Annotated in this window: 17 protein-coding genes; 11 read left to right on the top strand and 6 right to left on the bottom strand. The window is 37.7% G+C overall.

Annotated elements, in window-relative coordinates; genetic code table 11:
• Nucleotides 1-15 precede the first annotated feature (15 nt).
• Nucleotides 16-627, top strand: a complete 612-nt coding sequence (locus tag JNUCC51_RS13850) for a phosphatase PAP2 family protein (protein ID WP_337988555.1) — start codon at nt 16-18, stop codon at nt 625-627.
• A gap of 318 nt (nt 628-945) precedes the next feature.
• Here the strand turns inward: JNUCC51_RS13850 and JNUCC51_RS13855 are convergent, their stop codons facing one another.
• The 3 genes from JNUCC51_RS13855 to thrC are packed head-to-tail and all read right to left on the bottom strand — an operon-like array spanning nt 946 to nt 3,620.
• A complete protein-coding gene (locus JNUCC51_RS13855; protein ID WP_337988556.1) occupies nt 946-1,629 on the bottom strand; it encodes a 2-hydroxy-3-keto-5-methylthiopentenyl-1-phosphate phosphatase in 684 nt (227 codons plus the stop codon).
• 27 nt (nt 1,630-1,656) lie between these two features.
• Complete coding sequence (thrB, locus tag JNUCC51_RS13860) at nt 1,657-2,571, bottom strand: homoserine kinase (protein ID WP_337988557.1); 915 nt, start codon at nt 2,569-2,571, stop codon at nt 1,657-1,659.
• Complete coding sequence (thrC, locus tag JNUCC51_RS13865) at nt 2,568-3,620, bottom strand: threonine synthase (RefSeq protein ID WP_049663338.1); 1,053 nt, start codon at nt 3,618-3,620, stop codon at nt 2,568-2,570. The genes thrB and thrC overlap by 4 nt, the downstream gene beginning before the upstream one ends.
• A 205-nt stretch (nt 3,621-3,825) precedes the next feature.
• Here thrC and JNUCC51_RS13870 point away from each other — a divergent pair, with 205 nt between their 5' ends.
• Nucleotides 3,826-5,055 (top strand): MFS transporter, encoded by a 1,230-nt coding sequence (locus JNUCC51_RS13870; RefSeq protein ID WP_337988558.1) that lies wholly within the window; start codon nt 3,826-3,828, stop codon nt 5,053-5,055.
• An 841-nt stretch (nt 5,056-5,896) separates the two neighbouring features.
• A complete protein-coding gene (locus tag JNUCC51_RS13875) occupies nt 5,897-6,763 on the top strand; it encodes a MurR/RpiR family transcriptional regulator (RefSeq protein ID WP_337988559.1) in 867 nt (288 codons plus the stop codon).
• A 108-nt stretch (nt 6,764-6,871) separates the two neighbouring features.
• Here JNUCC51_RS13875 and JNUCC51_RS13880 read toward each other — a convergent pair whose 3' ends face one another.
• Nucleotides 6,872-7,660: a GNAT family N-acetyltransferase gene (locus JNUCC51_RS13880; RefSeq protein WP_337988560.1), complete on the bottom strand. Its 789-nt coding sequence runs from the start codon at nt 7,658-7,660 to the stop codon at nt 6,872-6,874.
• Between the two features lie 584 nt (nt 7,661-8,244).
• Here JNUCC51_RS13880 and JNUCC51_RS13885 point away from each other — a divergent pair.
• Nucleotides 8,245-9,171: a manganese-dependent inorganic pyrophosphatase gene (locus JNUCC51_RS13885; protein ID WP_337988561.1), complete on the top strand. Its 927-nt coding sequence runs from the start codon at nt 8,245-8,247 to the stop codon at nt 9,169-9,171.
• A 38-nt stretch (nt 9,172-9,209) separates the two neighbouring features.
• Here the strand turns inward: JNUCC51_RS13885 and JNUCC51_RS13890 are convergent, their stop codons facing one another.
• Nucleotides 9,210-10,592, bottom strand: coding sequence for an FAD-dependent oxidoreductase (locus JNUCC51_RS13890; protein ID WP_337988562.1), 1,383 nt, complete (start codon nt 10,590-10,592; stop codon nt 9,210-9,212).
• A 126-nt stretch (nt 10,593-10,718) separates the two neighbouring features.
• Here JNUCC51_RS13890 and JNUCC51_RS13895 point away from each other — a divergent pair, with 126 nt between their 5' ends.
• The 3 genes from JNUCC51_RS13895 to JNUCC51_RS13905 all read left to right on the top strand — a co-directional run bounded on the left by JNUCC51_RS13895 (nt 10,719) and on the right by JNUCC51_RS13905 (nt 15,225).
• Complete coding sequence (locus JNUCC51_RS13895; RefSeq protein ID WP_337988563.1) at nt 10,719-11,426, top strand: DsbA family oxidoreductase; 708 nt, start codon at nt 10,719-10,721, stop codon at nt 11,424-11,426.
• Between the two features lie 508 nt (nt 11,427-11,934).
• Entirely contained in the window at nt 11,935-12,558 is a 624-nt protein-coding gene (locus JNUCC51_RS13900) for an FMN-dependent NADH-azoreductase (protein ID WP_337988564.1), read from the top strand.
• Nucleotides 12,559-12,864: 306 nt separating this feature from the next.
• Nucleotides 12,865-15,225, top strand: a complete 2,361-nt coding sequence (locus tag JNUCC51_RS13905) for a bifunctional 2',3'-cyclic-nucleotide 2'-phosphodiesterase/3'-nucleotidase (RefSeq protein WP_337988565.1) — start codon at nt 12,865-12,867, stop codon at nt 15,223-15,225.
• On the opposite strand, the gene JNUCC51_RS24825 is transcribed toward JNUCC51_RS13905, so the two are convergent.
• Nucleotides 15,123-15,509, bottom strand: coding sequence for a DUF2500 family protein (locus JNUCC51_RS24825; RefSeq protein ID WP_443137001.1), 387 nt, complete (start codon nt 15,507-15,509; stop codon nt 15,123-15,125). The genes JNUCC51_RS13905 and JNUCC51_RS24825 overlap by 103 nt on opposite strands.
• A gap of 316 nt (nt 15,510-15,825) precedes the next feature.
• Between JNUCC51_RS24825 and JNUCC51_RS13910 the strand changes: the two genes are divergently transcribed.
• The 4 genes from JNUCC51_RS13910 to JNUCC51_RS13925 all read left to right on the top strand — a co-directional run bounded on the left by JNUCC51_RS13910 (nt 15,826) and on the right by JNUCC51_RS13925 (nt 21,017).
• The gene (locus tag JNUCC51_RS13910) at nt 15,826-16,131 is read left to right on the top strand and encodes a winged helix-turn-helix transcriptional regulator (RefSeq protein WP_049663360.1); all 306 of its coding nucleotides are present in this window, start codon (nt 15,826-15,828) and stop codon (nt 16,129-16,131) included.
• A gap of 215 nt (nt 16,132-16,346) precedes the next feature.
• Complete coding sequence (murB, locus tag JNUCC51_RS13915) at nt 16,347-17,261, top strand: UDP-N-acetylmuramate dehydrogenase (protein WP_337988566.1); 915 nt, start codon at nt 16,347-16,349, stop codon at nt 17,259-17,261.
• 54 nt (nt 17,262-17,315) lie between these two features.
• The gene (locus JNUCC51_RS13920) at nt 17,316-18,071 is read left to right on the top strand and encodes an exodeoxyribonuclease III (protein WP_337988567.1); all 756 of its coding nucleotides are present in this window, start codon (nt 17,316-17,318) and stop codon (nt 18,069-18,071) included.
• 582 nt (nt 18,072-18,653) lie between these two features.
• Nucleotides 18,654-21,017 carry a penicillin acylase family protein gene (locus JNUCC51_RS13925; RefSeq protein WP_337988568.1) on the top strand — a complete coding sequence of 788 codons (2,364 nt, stop codon included), beginning with the start codon at nt 18,654-18,656 and terminating at the stop codon, nt 21,015-21,017.
• Nucleotides 21,018-21,347 lie beyond the last annotated feature (330 nt).

The raw sequence follows: 21,347 nt of genomic DNA on the forward strand, positions 1-21,347 counted from the left end.
GAGGTGAAGTATTATATGAAAAAATGGGCTTATCCTTTAGCGGTATTAACGCTCATTATCTTTTTTGTGTTACGAGTTACTTTTCAAAGTGAACTAATTCGTACTTTTGATACAAAAATGGCAGATTTATTTTTCAATAATAGTTTTATAGATTTTTTCCACTATTTAGGGGAACCGGCGTTTGTAGTGTCCGTAGCTATAATCTTAATAGTTTATCTAGCATGGAAGGTAAAAAATAACCGAGGGATATTATTTGTTTTGTTAACGGTTGCAGGTGGGAATGTACTTAACCAATTATTGAAAAAATGGGTGCATAGGCCAAGACCTGAGATTGAGGAACAATTAACATCTTATAGCTTTCCTTCTGGACATTCTATGACCGGTATCTTGTATTTATTTACGGTAGCCTATATTTTTTCAGAGAACAATAGCAAGGGACGTAAGACATTACTTTGGCTCGGAGCAATTGTTTTAACTGTACTTATTGGTTTGTCTAGAGTTGCTGGAGCCCGTCATTTTGCTTCGGATGTATTGGCCGGGTGGAGTATGGGTTATACGTGGTTTATCATTTGTGTTATTTGGTATGAACGTCGGAAGAGATTTTTTAAGTCGAAAAATAAATCATGAACTTGAAATGGGGACCATCTAATATTAAAGATGGTTCCCTTTGCTATGTAGAAGTAGGGCGTCACTTATGAGCATGCCGCCCTTATTTCTGGTTCATCACCAAAAGTTGTGGATGACATTTGTTAAAACGTATTCCAATTATATAAGTTGATTGGAGTGGAGACTGGGCGACTCCTTGGGGATTAGCGTCACAGATGAGACCCTGCAGCGAGCAACGCGAGTGAAGCGGCTCATCGGACGCCCCCAGGAAAGCGCCCAGTCGGAACGGAAATCAACAACACGGTATGGTTATGAGCTTTATTTCTTTAATCTTTTTAATTACATTGAAACAGCCGTTTCTGCTTCCATAAGCTTTTGTACAGCTTCTAAGCAATCATAGAATGTTTCAAATGGCTTATAAGGAATATGAAGGTCTTTACAGCGTTTAATAAGATGATCCCTAGCGAGTACTAAATCTGCCTGTTTTGCTGCTTCAAAATCAGAAAGTGAATCTCCAATTACGATTTTAAATTGATTGCTCTGTGCAACCTTTCGCATAACGCTTGGCTTGCAGCAACCGCAACCTTGTGTCTCAAATTTCGCACATTCTTCATCACAGCTATTTGGAAAAACGAGCTTAATTTGCTGTCCGGAAAAATCAGCACTGTTACAATATATACCGGAAAAAGGACCGTATTTTTTTAATAGTGGCTCAATGAAAAAATCGACACCTCCACTAACAATATAAAAAGGAATATGGTTCTCTTGTGCATAACGAACGAAATCGCCAAAGCCCTCACGTATAATGGCCGTATCCAATAAATATTGGATCACAGTATCCTTTTGTTTAGTTGATAATAGCTCGAACATTGCTGAAACGCCATCTTTAAAGGTTATAGTTTGTTCCATCATTGCTTTAGCAATTTTCTCGGATTCCTCTGGAACGAATTCAGTCATTAGTGAGACGATATTATCTGTTTCTGTTATAGTGCCATCAAAATCACAGAAAATAATTGGTTTCAAGCTACTTCCCCCTTCAAGAAAAAACGTCTACTTTTGTAGTAGACGTTCAAATTTTACCTGTACACCATATTCATCGGCTTTTGTTAAGATAATTTCATGCTCTGGAAATTGATATTTCATGGCATTTAAGAAATCTTGCGCAATAGCAGTAGGGATGATGGAAATCAATGTTGGTCCCGCTCCACTTAAAGCCGTTCCAAATGCTCCATTAGCCTTTGCTGCAGCATGAATTTCTGCATATTGTGGAATTAAATTGGCGCGGAAAGGTTCATGAAATAAATCAGCTTCCATATAACGACCTGCACGTTCAAAATCACTAACCATTAATGATGCTGCTAGCATATTTGCATTTGCAGAGGCTCTCACTGCATATGTGCGGTCAAATTGTTCTGGTAAAACAGAGCGAGATTCACTTGTTTTTAGCTCGACATCGGGCACATACACAACAAAGGAAACATCTAAATCATTGACATGAAATGTATCAACAACGCCATTTTCATCCATTGAGGAAATTGTTAATCCCCCTAATACCGAGGCTGTTGCATTGTCTGGATGTCCTTCGATTTGTGAGGATAAATTGAGTTTATCTTGCACAGTTAAGCCTAAGTCACAGACTTGGTTAGCTAGTTCAATTCCTGCAACAATGACCGCTGCGCTGCTCCCCAAACCACGGGCTAACGGAAGCTCGCTTGCCATTTCAACACGGCAGGCAGGTAGTTGCTTACCGTATTGATCCGCAATTTTTTTGGCAATCACGTATAGTAAGTGCTCTTCCAGCTCAAACTCTTTAGGACCATTATCATCGAGGTGGATAATTTCCCAACTATCCTGTAAAGACACGGTTAACTTTAAGTAAAGAGATAAGCCAAGCCCTATTGAATCAAAGCCAGGACCTAGATTGGCTGTGCTCCCAGGAACCGTGATTTCCCACATGTTACTCATAGTACGCCCTCGATGTATTTTCGAATTTCTTCCTCATCGTTTTTAAGTGCGACAACATCTACAGTTGAGACATTCATGGCAGTATCAGGATCTTTCAATCCATTACCCGTGAAAATTGTTACAACTTTAGAGCCCTTCGCAATCTTGCCGTTTTCAACTGATTTAATAACTCCTGCTAATGATGCAGCTGAGCCTGGTTCGACGAAAATCCCTTCAGTGCCAGCAATTAATTTGTAAGCAGCTAAAATTTCTTCGTCTGTAACCGAATCAATAATTCCACCAGACTCATCGCGAGCTGCTTCTGCAAATTTCCAGCTTGCAGGATTACCAATACGAATAGCTGTTGCCACTGTCTCAGGATTAGCGATAGGTTCACCTTTTACAATTGCTGCTGCACCTTCAGCTTCAAAGCCGAACATTTTTGGTAAACCAGAGCCTTTTGCTGCATCATATTCTTTAAAGCCTTTCCAGTACGCAGTAATGTTACCTGCGTTACCAACCGGGATGCAAAGGTAATCTGGAGCTTTTCCTAAAGCATCTACAATTTCAAATGATGCCGTTTTTTGCCCCTCAATACGGAATGGATTCACAGAGTTTACAAGTGCCACTGGAGTTGTTTCGCTTACTTGACGAACAATATTTAATGCATCATCAAAATTACCGTCGATTTCGATAATCTTTGCACCATACATTGTTGCTTGGGCTAGCTTACCTAGGGCTACTTTTCCTTTAGGGATAACGACTATGGACTGGATTCCAGCACGTGTTGCATAAGCTGCTGCTGCGGCTGACGTGTTACCTGTTGAAGCACAAATAACGCATTTGCTACCTTCTTCAATCGCTTTTGCAACGGCAAACACCATACCACGGTCTTTAAATGAACCGGTTGGATTTGCCCCTTCGATTTTTCCATAAAGCTCGATGCCAAGTTTTTTAGATAGATTTACTAAATGTATAAGAGGCGTATTGCCTTCGTTTAAAGTTAGAGCAGGTGTATTTTCTGTTACGGGTAAAAATTGTTTATATTCTTCAATTAGGCCTTTCCACATAACGGTTACGACTCCTTTTGTTCTTATAGAAAGAACAGTTGTTTTTGTATAAAAGACATTTTATCGTAAATTGCCCCATGTTTTCAATAGCATTTCAGAAATTGTCTAAACAATTCGGTAATTTGAATTTTTACTTGTCACTTTCTAGAAACAACTGTATATTAAACTTAATATGTAAAGTCATGTGTAAAGACAGGTGGTTAAGGTGACGATAAATACAGTAACAACGAATAAGTTTCAACAATCTATTTCTCGCAATAAGCTTTTGAGGGTAGCAGGGGTAGGCTGGCTTTTCGATGCAATGGACGTAGGAATATTATCATTCGTTATTGCAGCATTAGCAGTTGAGTGGGGATTAACGCCAGGTCAGTCAGGCTGGATAGGTAGCATAAACTCAATTGGGATGGCTGTAGGAGCTCTTGTTTTCGGCGTGCTTGCCGATAAAGTGGGACGTAAGCAAATTTTTATGTGGACACTTGTATTATTTTCGATTGCAAGTGGCTTGTCTGCATTTACCACTACATTAGCTGCTTTTATGACACTACGCTTTTTAGTAGGTATGGGACTAGGGGGAGAATTGCCAGTCGCATCGACGCTAGTTTCTGAGAGTGTAGAAGCCAAAGAGCGTGGGCGAGTGGTTGTTTTACTGGAAAGTTTCTGGGCGGCGGGGTGGTTAATCGCTGCATTAATTTCGTATTTTGTTATTCCATCATGGGGATGGCGTAGTGCTTTATTGTTAACAGCAATTCCAGCAATATATGCAATTTATCTTCGTTGGCATTTGCCAGATTCACCACAATTTACAGTAAAGGCTGAGTCTAAGAAACGTAGTGTTATGCAAAATATTCGAGAAGTATGGTCGAAAAAATATGCACGCTCGACACTTATGTTATGGGTGTTATGGTTTACGGTTGTTTTCTCGTATTACGGTATGTTTTTATGGCTGCCAAGTGTTATGGTTGGTAAAGGTTTTGATATGATTACGAGCTTTAAATATGTTCTCATTATGACGCTTGCGCAACTACCAGGTTATTTTACAGCTGCATGGTTTATAGAAAAATTCGGACGGAAGTTTGTACTTGTTTCTTATTTAATTGGTACAGCAGTAAGTGCTCTCATTTTTGGTAATGCGGAAACATTAGTAGTGCTATTAACATCTGGGATGTTTTTATCGTTCTTTAACTTAGGGGCATGGGGTGCACTTTATGCTTATACACCAGAGCAGTATCCAGCAATTATTCGTGGAACGGGTGCAGGAATGGCAGCAGCTGTTGGGCGTATCGGTGGTATTTTTGGACCTTTGTTAGTAGGCTCTTTATTAACAGCAGGTTATGATATCGGTTTTATCTTTGCTATTTTCTGTGGCGCGATTATTATCGGTGTCGTTGGGGTAATATTCCTAGGTCAAGAAACGAAACAAATTGAATTAGAATAACAAAAATAATTATGTCTTGGATGAACTATAATCCAAGACATTTTTATGATTTAGTTACATAAAAATTAGAAGTTGTTAATTTTTATACAAATATTTTTAAAAATCTGTTAAAATCACAATCAATAAGGTTTATCTCTGAAAATAGGGATGCATTTTGTTAAGACGTATATCATGTGGATAAATTGATTGGAGTGGAGACTGGGGACTCCTTGGAGATTAACGTCACAGATAAGAACCTGAAGCGTAACGAATGTTTTTTTATCGCGAACCATCATATTAGCAAGTTAAAGCATTGAAGATTTTTCAGAAAAGTCATTGTATTCAGATTGTAATCATGATACTGTATTTTTAGCTTCTTTCAACTCAACAGATGTATTTGGTACCAAAAGCGGAGCGACAGGTACAGAAACATCCGTTGAAATAGAGGAACTCAGTCTAAGAGCGCCACGTCTTGTGGCATTACCAAAAAATGACCTACACCGTTTCGGCCATCATGTTGTTGCTGTCGCTACGCTTTCGCACAGAAAACATTTGTTGCTGTCGCTACGCTTTCGCACAGAAAACATTTGTTGCTGTCGCTGCGCTTTCGCACAGAAAACATTTGTTGCTGTCGCTGCGCTTTCGCACAGACAAAACCCTTTTCTGCCGTTATGTTAGCACTGCGCTTTCGCACAAAAAACATATGCGGGCATAAGCACAAAGCCGATTCCGGACACAGTTTATCTGCAGCGAAAGCAAAGCGGCAGATACAATTATGCCGAGGCATAATAGATTTGAATTTAGAGTCAGTAGGAAACAATCTCCATTCTTGATAATTTCATTGAAAGAAAGGTTGTTAGAAATGAGCATTAATGAAGAAATAGAAAGAAGATTTGTTAGGTTGTCGAAGGGGCAGCGTAAAGTTGCACAATTTGTTATGAATAACCCTACAGTTATAATTGGTAACGGAGCTGCCGAAGTTGGTAGACAGGCTAATGTTAGTGAATCGACAGTTATTCGTTTTTGTTATGCGATGGATTTATCGGGCTATGTAGATCTTCAAGACAAGGTTAGAAGCTATTTAATGACTCAAAATGAAGGTGCGAGTATTCAACCTACATATTCTTCGAATAAGCGGAATATACCAAGTTTCGGTAAGGTGATGCAACGTGATATTAAAAATATTCAAGATACGATTCATTTGATTAACGATAATATGCTTCAAAAAAGCTCGAAATGGATGCATGAAGCGGAGAACGTATATATTTTGGGTACTCGTCAAGCTGCATCCATTGCAAATTGGTTATCGTCTACAATGAAAACTTTGCGTCCAAATGTTAAACAGCTTCGCTCAGAATCCGACGATATTGTTCAACAAATTAACAATATGGGGGAGCAGACGACATTAATAGTTTTTTCTTGGGACAAGCATTCAAACGACATTCAAACGATTGTAGAAATTGCCAAAAAGAAAAAGGCTAAAATTATTGCTATTACTGGTTCGGCGTTGTCTTCTATTCGGGAATATGCAGGTGCGTTATTTACACTTGGTCTGAAAAAGCAATCTTCATTGGACGTTATTCCAGTATTGTTTTCGTTTTTACATGCGCTAATTGAAGAAATGGTCAGTCAGGATAAAGAGCGATATGAGAAATATCAGCAATCATATGAGCAATTAGAAAATAATTTATTATTTTTAGATGCAGCAAGAGAAAAGCAAGTTTTCTAAAAATGTTACAACGCGTAGAAAACGTAAATTACTGATCTATGCGTTTTTTACAATGCAACACATAAAAAAGATGCCCAAATAAGTTTTAGACATCCTTGAAAAAGAAGTTTATAAAATTTTACTTAAGCTATGTTCATTAATATAGGTATCATTTAATTTAATAGCGTTTTGTCGGATACCTTCTTGCTGAAAACCAATTTTTTTAAACAAATTTAAAGCACTTTCATTATGCTCCATAACAGATACTTCTAAGCGCGTAATATCCCGCTGTTTAGACCAACGTTCAACCGCCTTCATAAGCTCTAAACCAATACCTTGTCGTTGATGCTCTGCCTTAACAGCCAGGCGGACTGATGCAACATGCTTAGCTTTAGAATGTTTATATCCATGAATAACGGCATAACCAGCAAAATTGCCATTTAATATACAAAGTAAAATTGTACGGTTTTTTAATTGTTTCCAATAGACTAAATCTTTACGAAGCTGTTGAACTGTGAGGTCTAATTCATTTTTCATGTTGTACATGAAGTCAGTTTGTTGGAACATATCTTCTTGCAAATGAATAAATGATCTAGCATCTGATGCTTCAATTGCTCGAATTATGTATGCTGATTGGTTTTCGTCATTTTTAGAAATATTGCTCGTAGTTTTTATTTGTGTGCGTGAGAAAGTTACACTGGTACCGAGCTTAACATCAATGACATAGTAGCCTGCATTAGTCCATGACAAATAGTGAGAGAGAGGGGGCTTTGTTTTTTTCCACCAGCTCCTATTCAAGTAAGCTGCATTTGGCAAGGCTTGTCCCATAATATTTTCGAGTTCGCTAAATGATAAAGTAATTTCTTGTTGTAAAGCTACATCAAAATAATTTGCTAAAGGAATATACTTTTTTTCCATCTTCTTTGTCATCATGATCCCCATTTCCTGTATATCCTAATATATATATAGACTACCTGATAATAGCATAAAATTACGGTTCCTTAAATATAAAAACACAACTATATATCTACTTATAGTTAATATTTTTTTATAAAATATGTATAATTAATATTAAATGTTATAAATAGGATATTATTGACGGATAAATATATTAAATTTAACTTCTTTCGGCAAATGTTCTGGTAGCGAAAGCGAAGCGACAGCAACAACAGGATGTTGGTCAAGGTGTTATCACAGGACGAGATGCTTTTAGCCTTCGTTCCTCTATTCGCTGCGCTGCATGGTCTCATCTGTGATGCTGATCCTCAAGGAGTCGCCCAGACTCCACTCCAATTAACTTATTCTCAGCGAAACGAAAGTGGGAGTAGTTCAAGGTAGGGATTAAGAAATACATAAAGATCAGTTATTTTAGAATAGTAGATCTTAGTTGTGTATTGGTAGTAGATCCTTTATAGATAAACTTTCACTTTATATCATGTTTGCACGTAAGGTATGATAAAATATAATATAAATGTTATTGCCATTTAGGAGGAATAAATTTAATGAGTAAAGTTTTAGTTTTTGGTCATAAAAATCCCGATACAGACACAATTACATCTGCAATTGTATATGCATATTTAAAACAACAAATTGGCGTTGATGCTGAATCGGTACGCCTTGGAGAAGTAAATAACGAAACACAATTTGCTTTAGATAAATTTGGCTTTGAGGCACCTCGATTAATTTCATCAGTAGTTGGAGAAGCCGAAAAAGTAATTCTTGTAGACCACAATGAGTTCCAGCAATCTGCTGATGGCATTGGAGAAGTACAAATTACAGAGGTAATTGATCATCACCGTATTGCAAACTTCCAAACGGCTGATCCACTATACTATCGTGCAGAACCTGTTGGCTGTACTGCAACGATTTTAAACAAGATCTTTAAAGAGCATGGCGTAGCAATTCCTGCAAACATTGCTGGATTAATGCTTTCTGCCATTGTTTCTGATACATTATTATTCAAATCTCCAACTTGCACAGAGCAAGATGTAAAAGCTGGCGAGGAGCTAGCGAAAATTGCAGGTGTGGATGCCGCAGAATACGGATTAGCAATGCTAAAAGCAGGTGCTGACCTTTCAGATAAATCATTAGAAGATCTTTTATCATTAGATGCAAAAGAATTCCAATTTGGTGAATATAAATCTGTAGTAGCTCAAGTAAACGCTGTCGATATTAACGATGTGCTTGGCCGCCAAGAGGAATTAGAAATTTTATTAAATAAAAATGTAGCGGAAAATGGCTTAGATCTATTCTTCTTTGTTGTAACAGATATTTTAAACAACGATTCAACAGCCGTTGCGATTGGACAAGTAGCAGAGGCTGCAGCTAAAGGATTTGGCGCAGAGCTTGTGAATAATCGTGTTATTTTACCGGGTGTAGTATCTCGTAAAAAACAAATCGTTCCAGTATTAACTGATGCATTAAAATAATGAAAAAGAGGTTGTCCTGAAAAAGGCAACCTCTTTTTTCAATCTAGTTTTAAAGGATGTACAGCAGGACCTTCAAGAACTTCCCCTTTGGCATTATAGCGAGAGCCATGGCAAGGGCAATCCCAAGTTCCATCGGCTTCATTCCATTTTGTTTTGCAGCCTAAATGCGTACAAGTTGGTGTATTTGCATGTTTCACATAACCTGCCACGAACTCTTTAGCTACAAAGCCTCCTACCTTTAGCATCTGCATAAACTGATCTCCAAATGATTTCGTACGCGCTGGCGAATAAAGAGGAATTGCACCATCTTCATTCCCTGCCCCTGTAATTAGGGATGATAGTATATCTCCCGCTACAAAAGAATTGGAAATCCCCCATTTTCGATAGCCAGTTGCAATGAAAACATTATGCAAGGACGGTGTAATCCTGCCAACATAAGGGATCATATCTGGTGTTTCAATGTCCTGCGCTGACCAGCGATAGATTGGCTCCTGATCGAAATACGCTTTCATTTCATTTTGAATAGCATCATAATAGGGCTCCGTATTAGTTGTTTCACCTGCAATATGATTAGCTCCACCTAATACTAAATAGTGCTCGCCGTTAATGGTAGCCGTCCGAATAGAGCGAGTAGGAGTATCTACGCATAAATATTGACCTTGTAGTGTATCGGTAATTTTGCTAGCAACCATATAGGAGCGACTGTTAGAAAGTTTAAAAAGCTGAAGTCCTCTAAAGGCTTCGATTGGATAATGTGTGCACAAAATAAGTTTGTTGTATCGAACCGACATATCATTTGCGGTATGTAAGTTATTTTGTGGTAGGTTTAATTGCTTAACCCGGGTATTTGTGTAGATTTTTGCACCCATTGATAATGCTTCTTTTGCAAGGAAATTACAAACTTCTACAGGATGTATTTGAGCCTGCTGAGACATGCTCAGTGCTTTTGTGACTGGGAAGGGAAGCTCTGTATCAGAAGTGATTTTCGCCTTAATATTTAATACTTTATAGGCATTCCATTCTTTTAATAATTGGGCATAGCCTTCTTTTGTTTGGCAATAAAGCAAGGAATCTACTTGTTGAATGCTTGCTTTAGGGAGTAACTGTAATGCTTTTTCAACTGCTATTTGATTAAGCTGATAATAGAGTCGTGCCTCATCTACAGAAAGTTTTTCAATAAGGTTGGCATAAACTATGCTATGCTGTGCAGTTAATTTTCCTGTTGAATTACCAGTCGTACCATGACCGATATGGGAATTTGCCTCAAGTAAGACCACATCTACACCTGATTTTGCTAATACATATGCTGTATATAACCCCGTCAAGCCTCCACCGATTATACATACATCACAAGTTGTTGACGCAGGAAGAGATGGCAGAGAAACGGGATCGATTGTACCGAGCCAAAGAGATTGTGTCATACATAACCCTCACATTGTTTTTACTTTCAGTATGTAGATTGATTTGAAAATTTATGCAATGAAGCATAAAAATTGCCTTACTGTAATTACTATCGCTACAATGTAGCAAAAGGAGCGTGACTACCTATGAAAATTGAAATCTGGTCAGATTATGTATGTCCATTTTGTTATATTGGTAAAAAGCAACTAGAGCAGGCGATTCAGGATACGGGTCTTGCAGGGCAGGTAGAGTTAGTTTATAAAAGCTATCAACTTGACCCAACAACACCTGTGGATACAAATGTATCTACATATGAAGCATTGGCGAAGAAGTATGGAATGTCATTAGAAAAAGCAAAAGAAATGACGCAAGGTGTTGCTGCGCGTGCTAAAGAAGTTGGTTTAGATTATAACTTTGATAATTTAATGGAGGAAAATACATTAAAAGCGCATCGTCTAGTAAAATGGGCAGAACAGCAAGGGGATGTTTCAGCGCTTGTTGAAGCACTATTACACAGTTATTTTATTGAAGCTAAGCGTCTTGGTCAGGACGATGTATTAATCGATATTGCTGAGCAAGTAGGTCTGAATCGTGAAGAAGTTGTAAAGGTTCTTTCTATTGATGATTTTAAAAAAGAAGTAGAGACTGATATTCAGGAAGGATTACAGCTTGGTGTACGAGGGGTTCCGTTTTTTGTGCTAAATCGTAAGTACGGTATTTCTGGGGCACAACCTCAAGAAGTATTTGAAGAAACTTTGCGTAAAGTTGCAGAGGAAGAAGGCTTACAACCAGGATTAAAGATGGCAGGCTCTGAAAATGGTGGAGTTTGTACTGACGATAGCTGTAAATTTTAATTCTGTTAGAGAATGACCAAGAGATAATGGAACCTAATCACTTTGGGCAGGAAGCCGATCTGACTATTACAACATTCGGATAAGGACCTCGAAAAGGTTGGGTTCCCTTACAGAATACTCTTGAAACACGAAGAAGCTCTGGTAAGTTCATTTCACAATCCAAGCAACCTAATACATATGCTTTAATAGCTCATTAACAAAAGGGGATGGACCTTTGTTAAACGCATATCATGTGGCAAAGTTGATTGGAATGGAGGCTGGGCGACTCCTCTGGGATTAGCGACAGCAACAAATGTTTTATTCTGTGCGAAAGCGAAGCGACAGCACAAAGTGCCTAGTCGGAATGGAAATCAACCTTATGTTTTGGTGTAAATATTTTGAATCAAAACTATATCTCGGTCAAAAGTCTGAGTCTACTAGCGTTGACTTTTTTCGCAAATTTTTTTAATATACTTATATATCTTGAATTCGAGATATTAAACTTAGATATTAAGGGAGAATTTATACAATGAATGTATTAGTAGTAAAAGCTAACAACCGTCCAGATGGTATTTCAACAAAAATGTATGACACATTTATGGAAAATGTACAAGGTGTAGATGTAACAACTTTTGACGTATTCGCAGAAGACATGCCTTATTTCGGTCAAGATCTTTTCAATGCTTTTGGTAAAGTTCAAAATGGTGAAGCGTTAACTGACGCTGAATCACGTCTTTTAGCAGCAAAACAAAAAGCTATGGACGCTTTAACTGCAGCTAATGTTGTTGTATTTGCTTTCCCACTTTGGAACTTAACAATCCCAGCGAAATTACAAACTTTCATTGACTATGTATTCCAAGCTGGTTATACATTTAAATATAATGAAAACGGTCAATTAGAAGGCTTAATGGGTGACAAAAAAGTTGTGATTTTAAATGCTCGTGGTGGTTACTATTCTTCACCTGAAGCACGACCAATGGAAATGTCAGTTAACTACATCAAAAATGTTGTTGGCATGTTCGGTATGGAAATTATCGAAGAGGTTATCATTGAAGGTCATAACGCGTCTCAAGATAAAGCACAAGAAATTATTGCAAATGGCCTAGAAGCGGTTAAAAAAGTAGCTCAATCTTTACAAACTGTAAACGCATAATAAATTTTTTTTTAATAAAAGTTCTCTCTGATTTGAGAGGACTTTTTTTATTTCTTTCATAGAGGTATGGTAATGGGGAAGAGGCCAAAAATACTGGTATAATGCGCATATTTTTGATTTACATTTAATAACATCATATTGTGTGAAATAATTATGAAATGATATTAATCTATCTTTATTGAGTAAAGTGTTTTGCTATTTGGTTAAAAGTACATACAATTAGGACTATTTGTTCAGTTAATAAAGCAATTAGTATAATATAATAGAAATCGTAGGAAAATATTAGATTTATAAGGAGGGTGTTTCATGAATAAGAAATTAATTACTAAATTCTTAGCGATGTTACTTGTTCTATTCACAGTCTTACCATTTGGACTGTCCGCAAATGCTGCATCAAACGATGTAACACGTGGGGATTATGTGAAAGAATTAGTAGAAAGCTTAAATGTAGACCTAGGTGATGGTTCCAAAATTGCCTTCACTGACGTCTCTAAGGATTTAGCCCCGTATGTAGAAAAAGCAGTAGAATTGAAGCTTATTAATGGTAAAACGTCGACATTATTTGGTCCAAACGATAAATTGACACGTCAACAAGCATTTGTTATTTCTGCTCGTGGATTAGTCAAAGAAAACGCTCCACTTTCTGTATTAGATAAGTTTAAAGATGCAGATCAAATTGCAACAACACATAAGCAAGATTTAGCAAATGCCGTTGCTGCAAACATATTACAAGGCTTTGCGGATAACACGATTCGTCCTCGTGACTATGTAACAACTAAGCAAATGCAAAGTATTATTGAACGCTTTGTAGCCGAATACAAATTACCTACATCTACATCTAAAGTAGATCTTCAAATTTTAGGAACAACAGATATTCATACAAACCTTGCAAATTATAATTATTTCTTAGATAAAGAATCAGCTGATGTAGGTTTAGCAAACACAGCCACATTAATTGAACAAGCCCGTTCTAAAAATCCAAACACATTATTATTTGATAATGGCGATTTAATTCAAGGAACGCCACTAGGATCATATAAAGCGTTAGAGAACGTTTTAAAACCAGGTGAAGTTCATCCAGCTATTGCAGCACTAAATGCACTGAAATATGATGGTGGAACTTTAGGGAACCATGAGTTCAACTATGGTTTAAAGTTTTTAGATGAAGTATTAAATGATGCAAAATATCCAGTCGTAAATGCAAACACATACGACGCTAAAACAAAAAAACACATGTATACACCTTATGTAATTCTTAATAAAGAGGTTGTAGACAATACAGGTAAAAAGCACACAATTAAAGTTGGCGTTACAGGTATCGTACCAACGAAAATTGTTGAATGGGATGCTATTCATTTAGCAGGCAAAGTAGAAATGCAAGAACCAGTTGAAGCGGTTAAAGCGGTTGTACCAGAAATGCAAAAAGCAGGTGCAGACGTAATTGTAGTACTTTCACACTCAGGTATTGGTGAGGATACTTACGTAAAAGGCAACGAGAACGTAGGATACCAAATCTCTGAGATTAAAGGGGTAGACGCTTTAATTACAGGTCACTCTCATTTAACATTCCCAGGTGACTATAAAAATCTTAAAAATGTTGATCAAGAAAAAGGGACAATTAACGGAGTACCTACAGTAATGGCAGGAAGCTATGGTAGCTATCTTGGAGTTATTGATTTAAAACTAGAACAACAAGGCTCTAAATGGGTTGTTGTGGATGGAAAAGGTTCTATCCGTTCTATCAAACAAGAAGGCTTACAACCATCTAAAACAGTTTTAAATGTAATTAAAGAAGCGCATGAAGGTACGTTAAAGTATATACGTCAGCCCGTTGGTGAGACAACTGCACCAATCCATAGCTACTTCTCGATGGTTCAAGATGATCCTTCTATTCAAATTGTGACACAAGCTCAAAAATGGTTTATTGAAAAAGAATTAAAAGGTACTGCTGATGAAAAAACACCAATACTTTCTGCTGGTGCTCCTTTCAAGGCAGGCTCTCGTAATAACCCTACAGATTACACAAACATTCCTGTAGGTCCGCTTGCAATTAAAAACATGGCAGACATCTATTATTACGATAATACTGTCGCTACGATTAAAGTAACAGGTGCACAAGCAATTGAATGGTTAGAAATGGCTGCTGGTATTTTTGCAACAGTTGATCCAAATAAAACTGAAGAGCAAAATATTATTGACCCAGAGGCACGTTCTTACAATTTTGACGTATTAGATGGCTTGACATATCAAATCGACGTAACATCACCAGCGAAATATGATAGTCGAGGTATTCTAGTAAACGGAAAAGCAAATCGTATTAAAAACGTGCAATACAACGGTAAACCAATTGATTTGAAGCAAGAATTTATCATTATCACGAACAATTACCGCGTGGGTGGTTCTTATGGTGCCACATTTAAAAATACAGATGGTTCTAACATAACAAACTATGCTTATGAAAATCGTCAAGCTGTAATTGATTACATTATGGAAAACAAAACAATTAATCCTGCTGCGGATAACAACTGGTCATTTGCACCATTCCCAGCAAATACAAAAATTATTTACAACTCTGCTAAGGATGCACAAAAAGTCATTCCTGCCGGTAGCAATATCGAATATTTAGGAGATACAGAAGGCGGCTTTGGTAAATATTTAATTAAGTAATAAAGAAATGTTAAAAGGAGAGTGCGTTGTTTAACGCTGCTCTCCTTTTTGTGTCGCTCAAATGTATGATAACGTGTTCCTTGAAATGTTAATAAGCCATAGTCACCATCTGCAAGCTGTCCATAAACACGACCATTCATTTTTAATTCTAGACGATCGCTACTTTGAACTTCCGCGCTCCAGGGTTTCATCTCAACAATGTCTGTCCAATTCTTGATATCAAACTGGGTAATAATGTAAAAAGCTAATAATTCCTGATACATAACTGTATGTAATCTTTGCATTTCAAAGGAGATAAACAATGGAAGGTGTCATAATAATGAAATCATGTGCATCTATATAGAAGTAAGCTATTTTCAATGCAAATATTAGACGACCATGACTCTCCTCTAATTGGAAGGTCATGGCTAATTTCTATGCCATCATTAGTCTTCATAGTTAGATAAGGTAGTAGTTACCTTGAAAATGATAAAACACCCTTAAGTTACATTTAGTAATTAAATAAAAAACGGTAAATAGATTACCGTAAGTAAATAAGTTACTTCAAATTTACTTTTTTAAAAATAATCGTTACAATAGAGTACATAAGAGGTGAAAATAATGAATGAGTCAAATTTATGTCCTCGTTTAGCTAAAGCAATGGATTTAATTGGAAAACGCTGGACAGGGCTAATTTTATATCAATTATTAGACGGACCACAGCGTTTCAATGAGATAGAATCTTCATTACCTGTAAGTGGTCGTTTATTATCTGAACGTTTAAAGGAGCTAGAAAAAGAAGGGCTTGTTGAACGAAAAGTATATTCTGAGGTACCAGTGCGTGTTGAGTATTCTTTGACGGATAAAGGCTGGGCATTAGAAGGAGCAATCCGCAATATTGAATCATGGGCAACGAGCTGGCTTTAAAATAATAAAGCTCAAATTTCTGATGGATAGATAAACCTTGAACATATGTAATACTAATGACCATGAATTTTCTTTATCATATTCATCATCTCTGCAGGGACTCTCGCTACCCGTTAAGGCGAGATAAAAAATAACCTTCATTTTACTTGTCAAATTAGGGTTCTAAATCCATACTAGTGTAGAGTAAGAAGGACGTTAGAAAGGAATTAGCTCTCATGACAAAAGAACAATGGGCTGCGGATTTAGCACAGAGCGTTAATCCAGCCAATATTAAGTTAGATGAATCATTACAGCAATATACTATGACAAAATTAGGCGGTAAAGCGGATGTTTTCGTTCTCGTTGAAACAGAGGAAGAGGCAGCAACGGTTATTCGCTATGCCCATAAAAATAATATACCTTTATTAATGTTAGGTAATGGATCTAATATGGTCGTTCGTGATGGCGGACTTCGAGGGATCGTTGTTACATTTTCATTTTTAGATGAGATTCACATTAATGGTGACCATGTTTACGCGCAAAGCGGTGCACTTATTAAGGATGTATCGAAACTAGCCGCAGCAGCATCTTTAACAGGTTTTGAATTTGCATGTGGTATCCCTGGCTCAGTTGGTGGAGCTATGGCAATGAATGCAGGTGCATATGGCGGTGAAATTAAGGATATTATTATTTCTTCGAAAGTATTAACAAAAGAAGGCGAAATTTTAATATTATCGAAAGATGAGCTTGAACTTAGTTATCGTCAAAGTATCATTGCCAAGAAGGGGTATTATGTATTATCGTCTGAATTTCAATTAACAAAAGGTGTACAGGAAGAAATTGATGCAAAAATTGCTGATTTAACGTTTCAACGAGAATCTAAGCAGCCGTTAGAATACCCATCTGCAGGGAGTGTTTTTAAGCGCCCACCAGGTCACTATGCTGGCAAGCTTATTCAAGATAGTGGCTTACAAGGAAAAGGCGTAGGTGATGCAGAGGTATCAACGAAGCATGCAGGCTTTATTGTTAATAAAGGTAATGCAACGGCTACTGACTATATTGCAACAATACAAATGGTACAACGAGTAGTTAAAGAAAAGTTTGGCATCGATTTAGAAACAGAAGTAAAAATCGTTGGTGACGACTTATAGGATACTACGCCCTTCACTAATGGTGGAGGGCGTTTTTTTGAGGAGTGGAAAAAAATGAAGTTTATATCATGGAATGTTAATGGAATTCGAGCCTGCTTAGGCAAAGGGTTTTTAGATTTCTTCAATCATGTAGATGCGGATTTTTTCTGTATTCAAGAAACAAAGTGCCAGGCTAAACAAGTAGAGATTTCTCTTGAGGGATATGAGCAATATTGGAACTATGCACAAAAGAAAGGTTATTCAGGTACAGCCATCTTTACAAAACATACTCCACTTGCAGTACGTTATGGGGTTGGTGACGATGAATCGCAGGAAGAGGGGAGAATTATTACACTAGAGTATGAAGATTTTTACTTAGTGAATGTTTATACCCCAAATTCACAGCGTGATTTAGCTAGACTACCTGTTCGTTTAGAATGGGAAGATCGATTAGCGCTATATTTAAAAGAGCTAGATTCCAAAAAACCTATAGTTTACTGTGGTGATTTAAACGTTGCCCATATGGAAATTGATTTAAAAAATGCGAAGTCTAATGTTGGTAATTCAGGTTTTACATATGAAGAACGTGAAAAAATGACGGAGCTATTGGCAAGTGGTTTTGTAGATTCATTCCGCTACATGTATCCAAATACAACAGATCACTATACATGGTGGTCTTATATGAATAAAGTTCGCGAGCGTAATATAGGATGGCGTATTGACTACTTTATTGTTTCAGAAAGACTAAAGAACAAAATTAATGTCGCAAGTATTCATTCACAAATTATGGGCAGTGATCATTGTCCAATTGAATTACAGCTTAATAACTAAGATTTATGAACAATAAAATGATCAATTAAAGTATGGCTCCTCGGCAAAACGAGGGGTTGATTTCCGTTCCGGCTGGGCGCTTTGTGCTGTCGCTTCGCTTTCGCGCAGAGCAGAGCTTCCTGGGGGCGTCCGATGAGCCGCTTTTGTTGCTGCCGCTTCGCTTTCGCACAGAAAACATCCGCTCCGCTGCAGGGTCTCATCTGTGACGCTGATCCCCGAGGAGTCGCCCAGCCTCCACTACAATCAACCTCTTCACATATCTTTTATCTTCTGGCACGATTGTCTAATTTTTAGTGATAGAACGAAACTTTTGCAACATAAATATTTTGTACGAAAGTGAAATGTAATGGAAGCATAGGTAGAGGAAGTGCGTTCGCAGGGAAGCTATTAGCCTGGAATGGAAACCATCCTTATCTATAACATTCACAAAGAGCCTCTTTAATATGACAATAGTTTTTCAACACCATAAAAAATCGTATTTTCTAAAAGGAAATACGATTTTTTTTATACTGCAAAGCAATAAACATTAAACTTCGAATCTTTAAAAGGTAAAAGAATATATTGCAAAGAGGGGGTTGAGATGTGAAAAAGTTTACATGGAAAAAGTGGCTACTAGCTATTACAGGATTTTTAGCCATAGTAGCTCTTGTTGCATTTATCGGATTTACCTGGTTTATGAATAAATCAAAACCAGTAATTGATGGAGAGCTTTCGTTGAGCGTGTTAGATGAAGATGTAACTGTCACAAGGGATGACAAGGGAATCCCTCATATTTTTGCTAAGACAGATGCAGATTTGTATCGTGCACAAGGCTATGTTCAAGCACAAGATCGACTGTTCCAAATGGATTTAGCGCGAAGACAAGCTAGTGGTCGTTTGTCGGAAATAATCGGTGAGGCAACTATTGATACTGACAAACATTTCCGAACGTTTAGCTTACGTGATGCAGCTGAAAAATCATTATCTACCTATGATGCAGAAAGTAGGCAGGTTCTTGAGTGGTTTGCAGATGGCGTCAATGCTTTTATTGCACAGGCAAAGAAAAATAATACATTAAGCTATGAATTTGCATTACTAGGCTACGAACCAGAGGAATGGTCCGTTGTAGACTCTCTTACTATTGGTAAATATATGGCCTATGACTTAGGGGGGAATTGGAATACGCTTGCTTTCCGGCATTGGGCTTTACAAAACTTTGACGAAGAAAAAGCAAAAGAATTATTTATAAAATATCCTGAAAATGCTTCATCTATAATAGAGGCAAATAAAGAAAATCCTGTAGCTGTGGTAGGGCATTTTAATGCAGATCTTTTGCCAAATGAATTTAACGGCAGTAATAACTGGGTTGTATCGGGGAAGAAAACAAAAAACGGTATGCCAATTTTAGCGGATGATCCACATTTAGGATTAAGTACACCATCTATTTGGTATCAAATGCATCTACAATCTCCAGAGCAAAATGTGAGTGGCGTTATCTTTGCAGGTGTTCCAGGTATTATTTTAGGCCACAATGATAACATTGCATGGGGGGTGACGAATGTTGGACCCGATGTACAGGATTTATATATTGAAATACCAAATCCAGATGACCCAACACAGTTCCGCTATAACGGCAAGTGGGAGCAAGCAGAGGTACGTGATGAACCGATTAAGGTGAAGGACGGCGAAACGGTTGATTTTGAAGTCGGTGTCACACGTCACGGCCCAATCATGACAGATTTAGCTTTTAAAGATACTGAGCCTACAGCACAATTTTCGATGCAATGGACGGCACTTCAACCAACGGCAGAGCTACGTGCAGTACTAGGCTTTAATAAAGCCAAGTCCTGGAATGAGTTTGAAAAAGCGTTAGAGGATTTTAAGGCACCAGCTCAAAACTTTGTCTTTGCATCAAAGGATGGCACGATTGCTTATAAAGCGAATGGGCAAATTCCGATTCGAAAACAAGGAGACGGGCAATTACCGGTACCGGGTGATTCTAGTGACTATGGCTGGGAGGGCTTTATTCCTTGGGATGAGCTGCCGACTGTAGTAAACCCCGATGAAGGCTTTATTGCAACAGCGAATAATGAAATCATTGGGGAAGAATATCCTTATCATATAACAGATTTTTGGGCACAGCCTTATCGTTTTGAGCGGATTAAGGAAGTTTTAGCGGCGAATGATTCTTTAACAGTGGAAGACATGATGAATTTACAAATGGATCAGCATAACCTATATGCTCGTGAGTTTTTACCAAATTTATTAACATCGATAAAAGCACAAGATCAGGATGGAAAATATAAAGATGTTATTAAACTATTAGAGAATTGGGATATGGTAGATGCAAAGGGTTCAGGAGCACCATTAGTGTTCCATACATTAATGGAAAAGTTACAGGAAGTGTTATTTAAGGATCAAATGCCAGAAGATATGTATGAATTAATGTATGGGAAATTTAATATTACAGACCAGCTTTTACGTACAGCTTATGCAGGTAAGAAGAGCATATGGATCGAGGAGCAGGGTGGAGTAGATGCAACAGTCTACAAAGCGTTAGAGCTCACTGTCGCACAAATAGAAGATCAATTCGGAAAAAACGTATCGAAATGGAAATGGGGTAACTTCCATCAGCTTACCTTTGACCATACATTGGGTAAAGCTTCGCCAATTCTTGCAGCATATTTTAATGCTAAAAAGGTTCCTATTGGTGGTTCAAAGGTTACTGTTCAGGCTGCTGATAATGACTTAGCTGGAAATGTTAATCATGGAGCATCATGGCGCTTTGTTGTAGATGTTGGTGATTTAAGCTCAGCATATCATATCGTTGGTCCCGGACAGAGTGGACATGTAAAATCTGCTTGGTATCAAGATCAAGTAATGGATTGGGCTAATGGAGATTATCATCAAACGTTTGTGAGAAAAGAAGATATTAAAGGTAAAACATTGTTATTAAAAGCACAGTAGGAAGAGATGCTATAAGATTTTATGTTAAGAAAATATGGTTTCTCAGGGGTTGATTTCCGTTCCAGCTGAGCGCCTTGTTGCTGCCGCTTCGCTTTCGCACAGAAAAAACATTTGTTGCTGCCGCTTCGCTTTCGCACAGAGCAAAGCTTCCAGTGGCGTACGATGAGCCGCTTGGGCCTACACGAGGTTGGTAACGAAGGCGTTATCATAAGACATGATGGTTCTAGCCTTCGTTCCTCTATTCGCTGATCCCCAAGGAGTCGCTCAGTCTCCACTCAATCAACCTCTTATCATGCCTTATTAATCTCACTTTGTTTAATATGTCACCGT

This window comes from Lysinibacillus sp. JNUCC 51 (genome assembly GCF_015999525.1).
Lineage (GTDB): Bacteria > Bacillota > Bacilli > Bacillales_A > Planococcaceae > Lysinibacillus > Lysinibacillus xylanilyticus.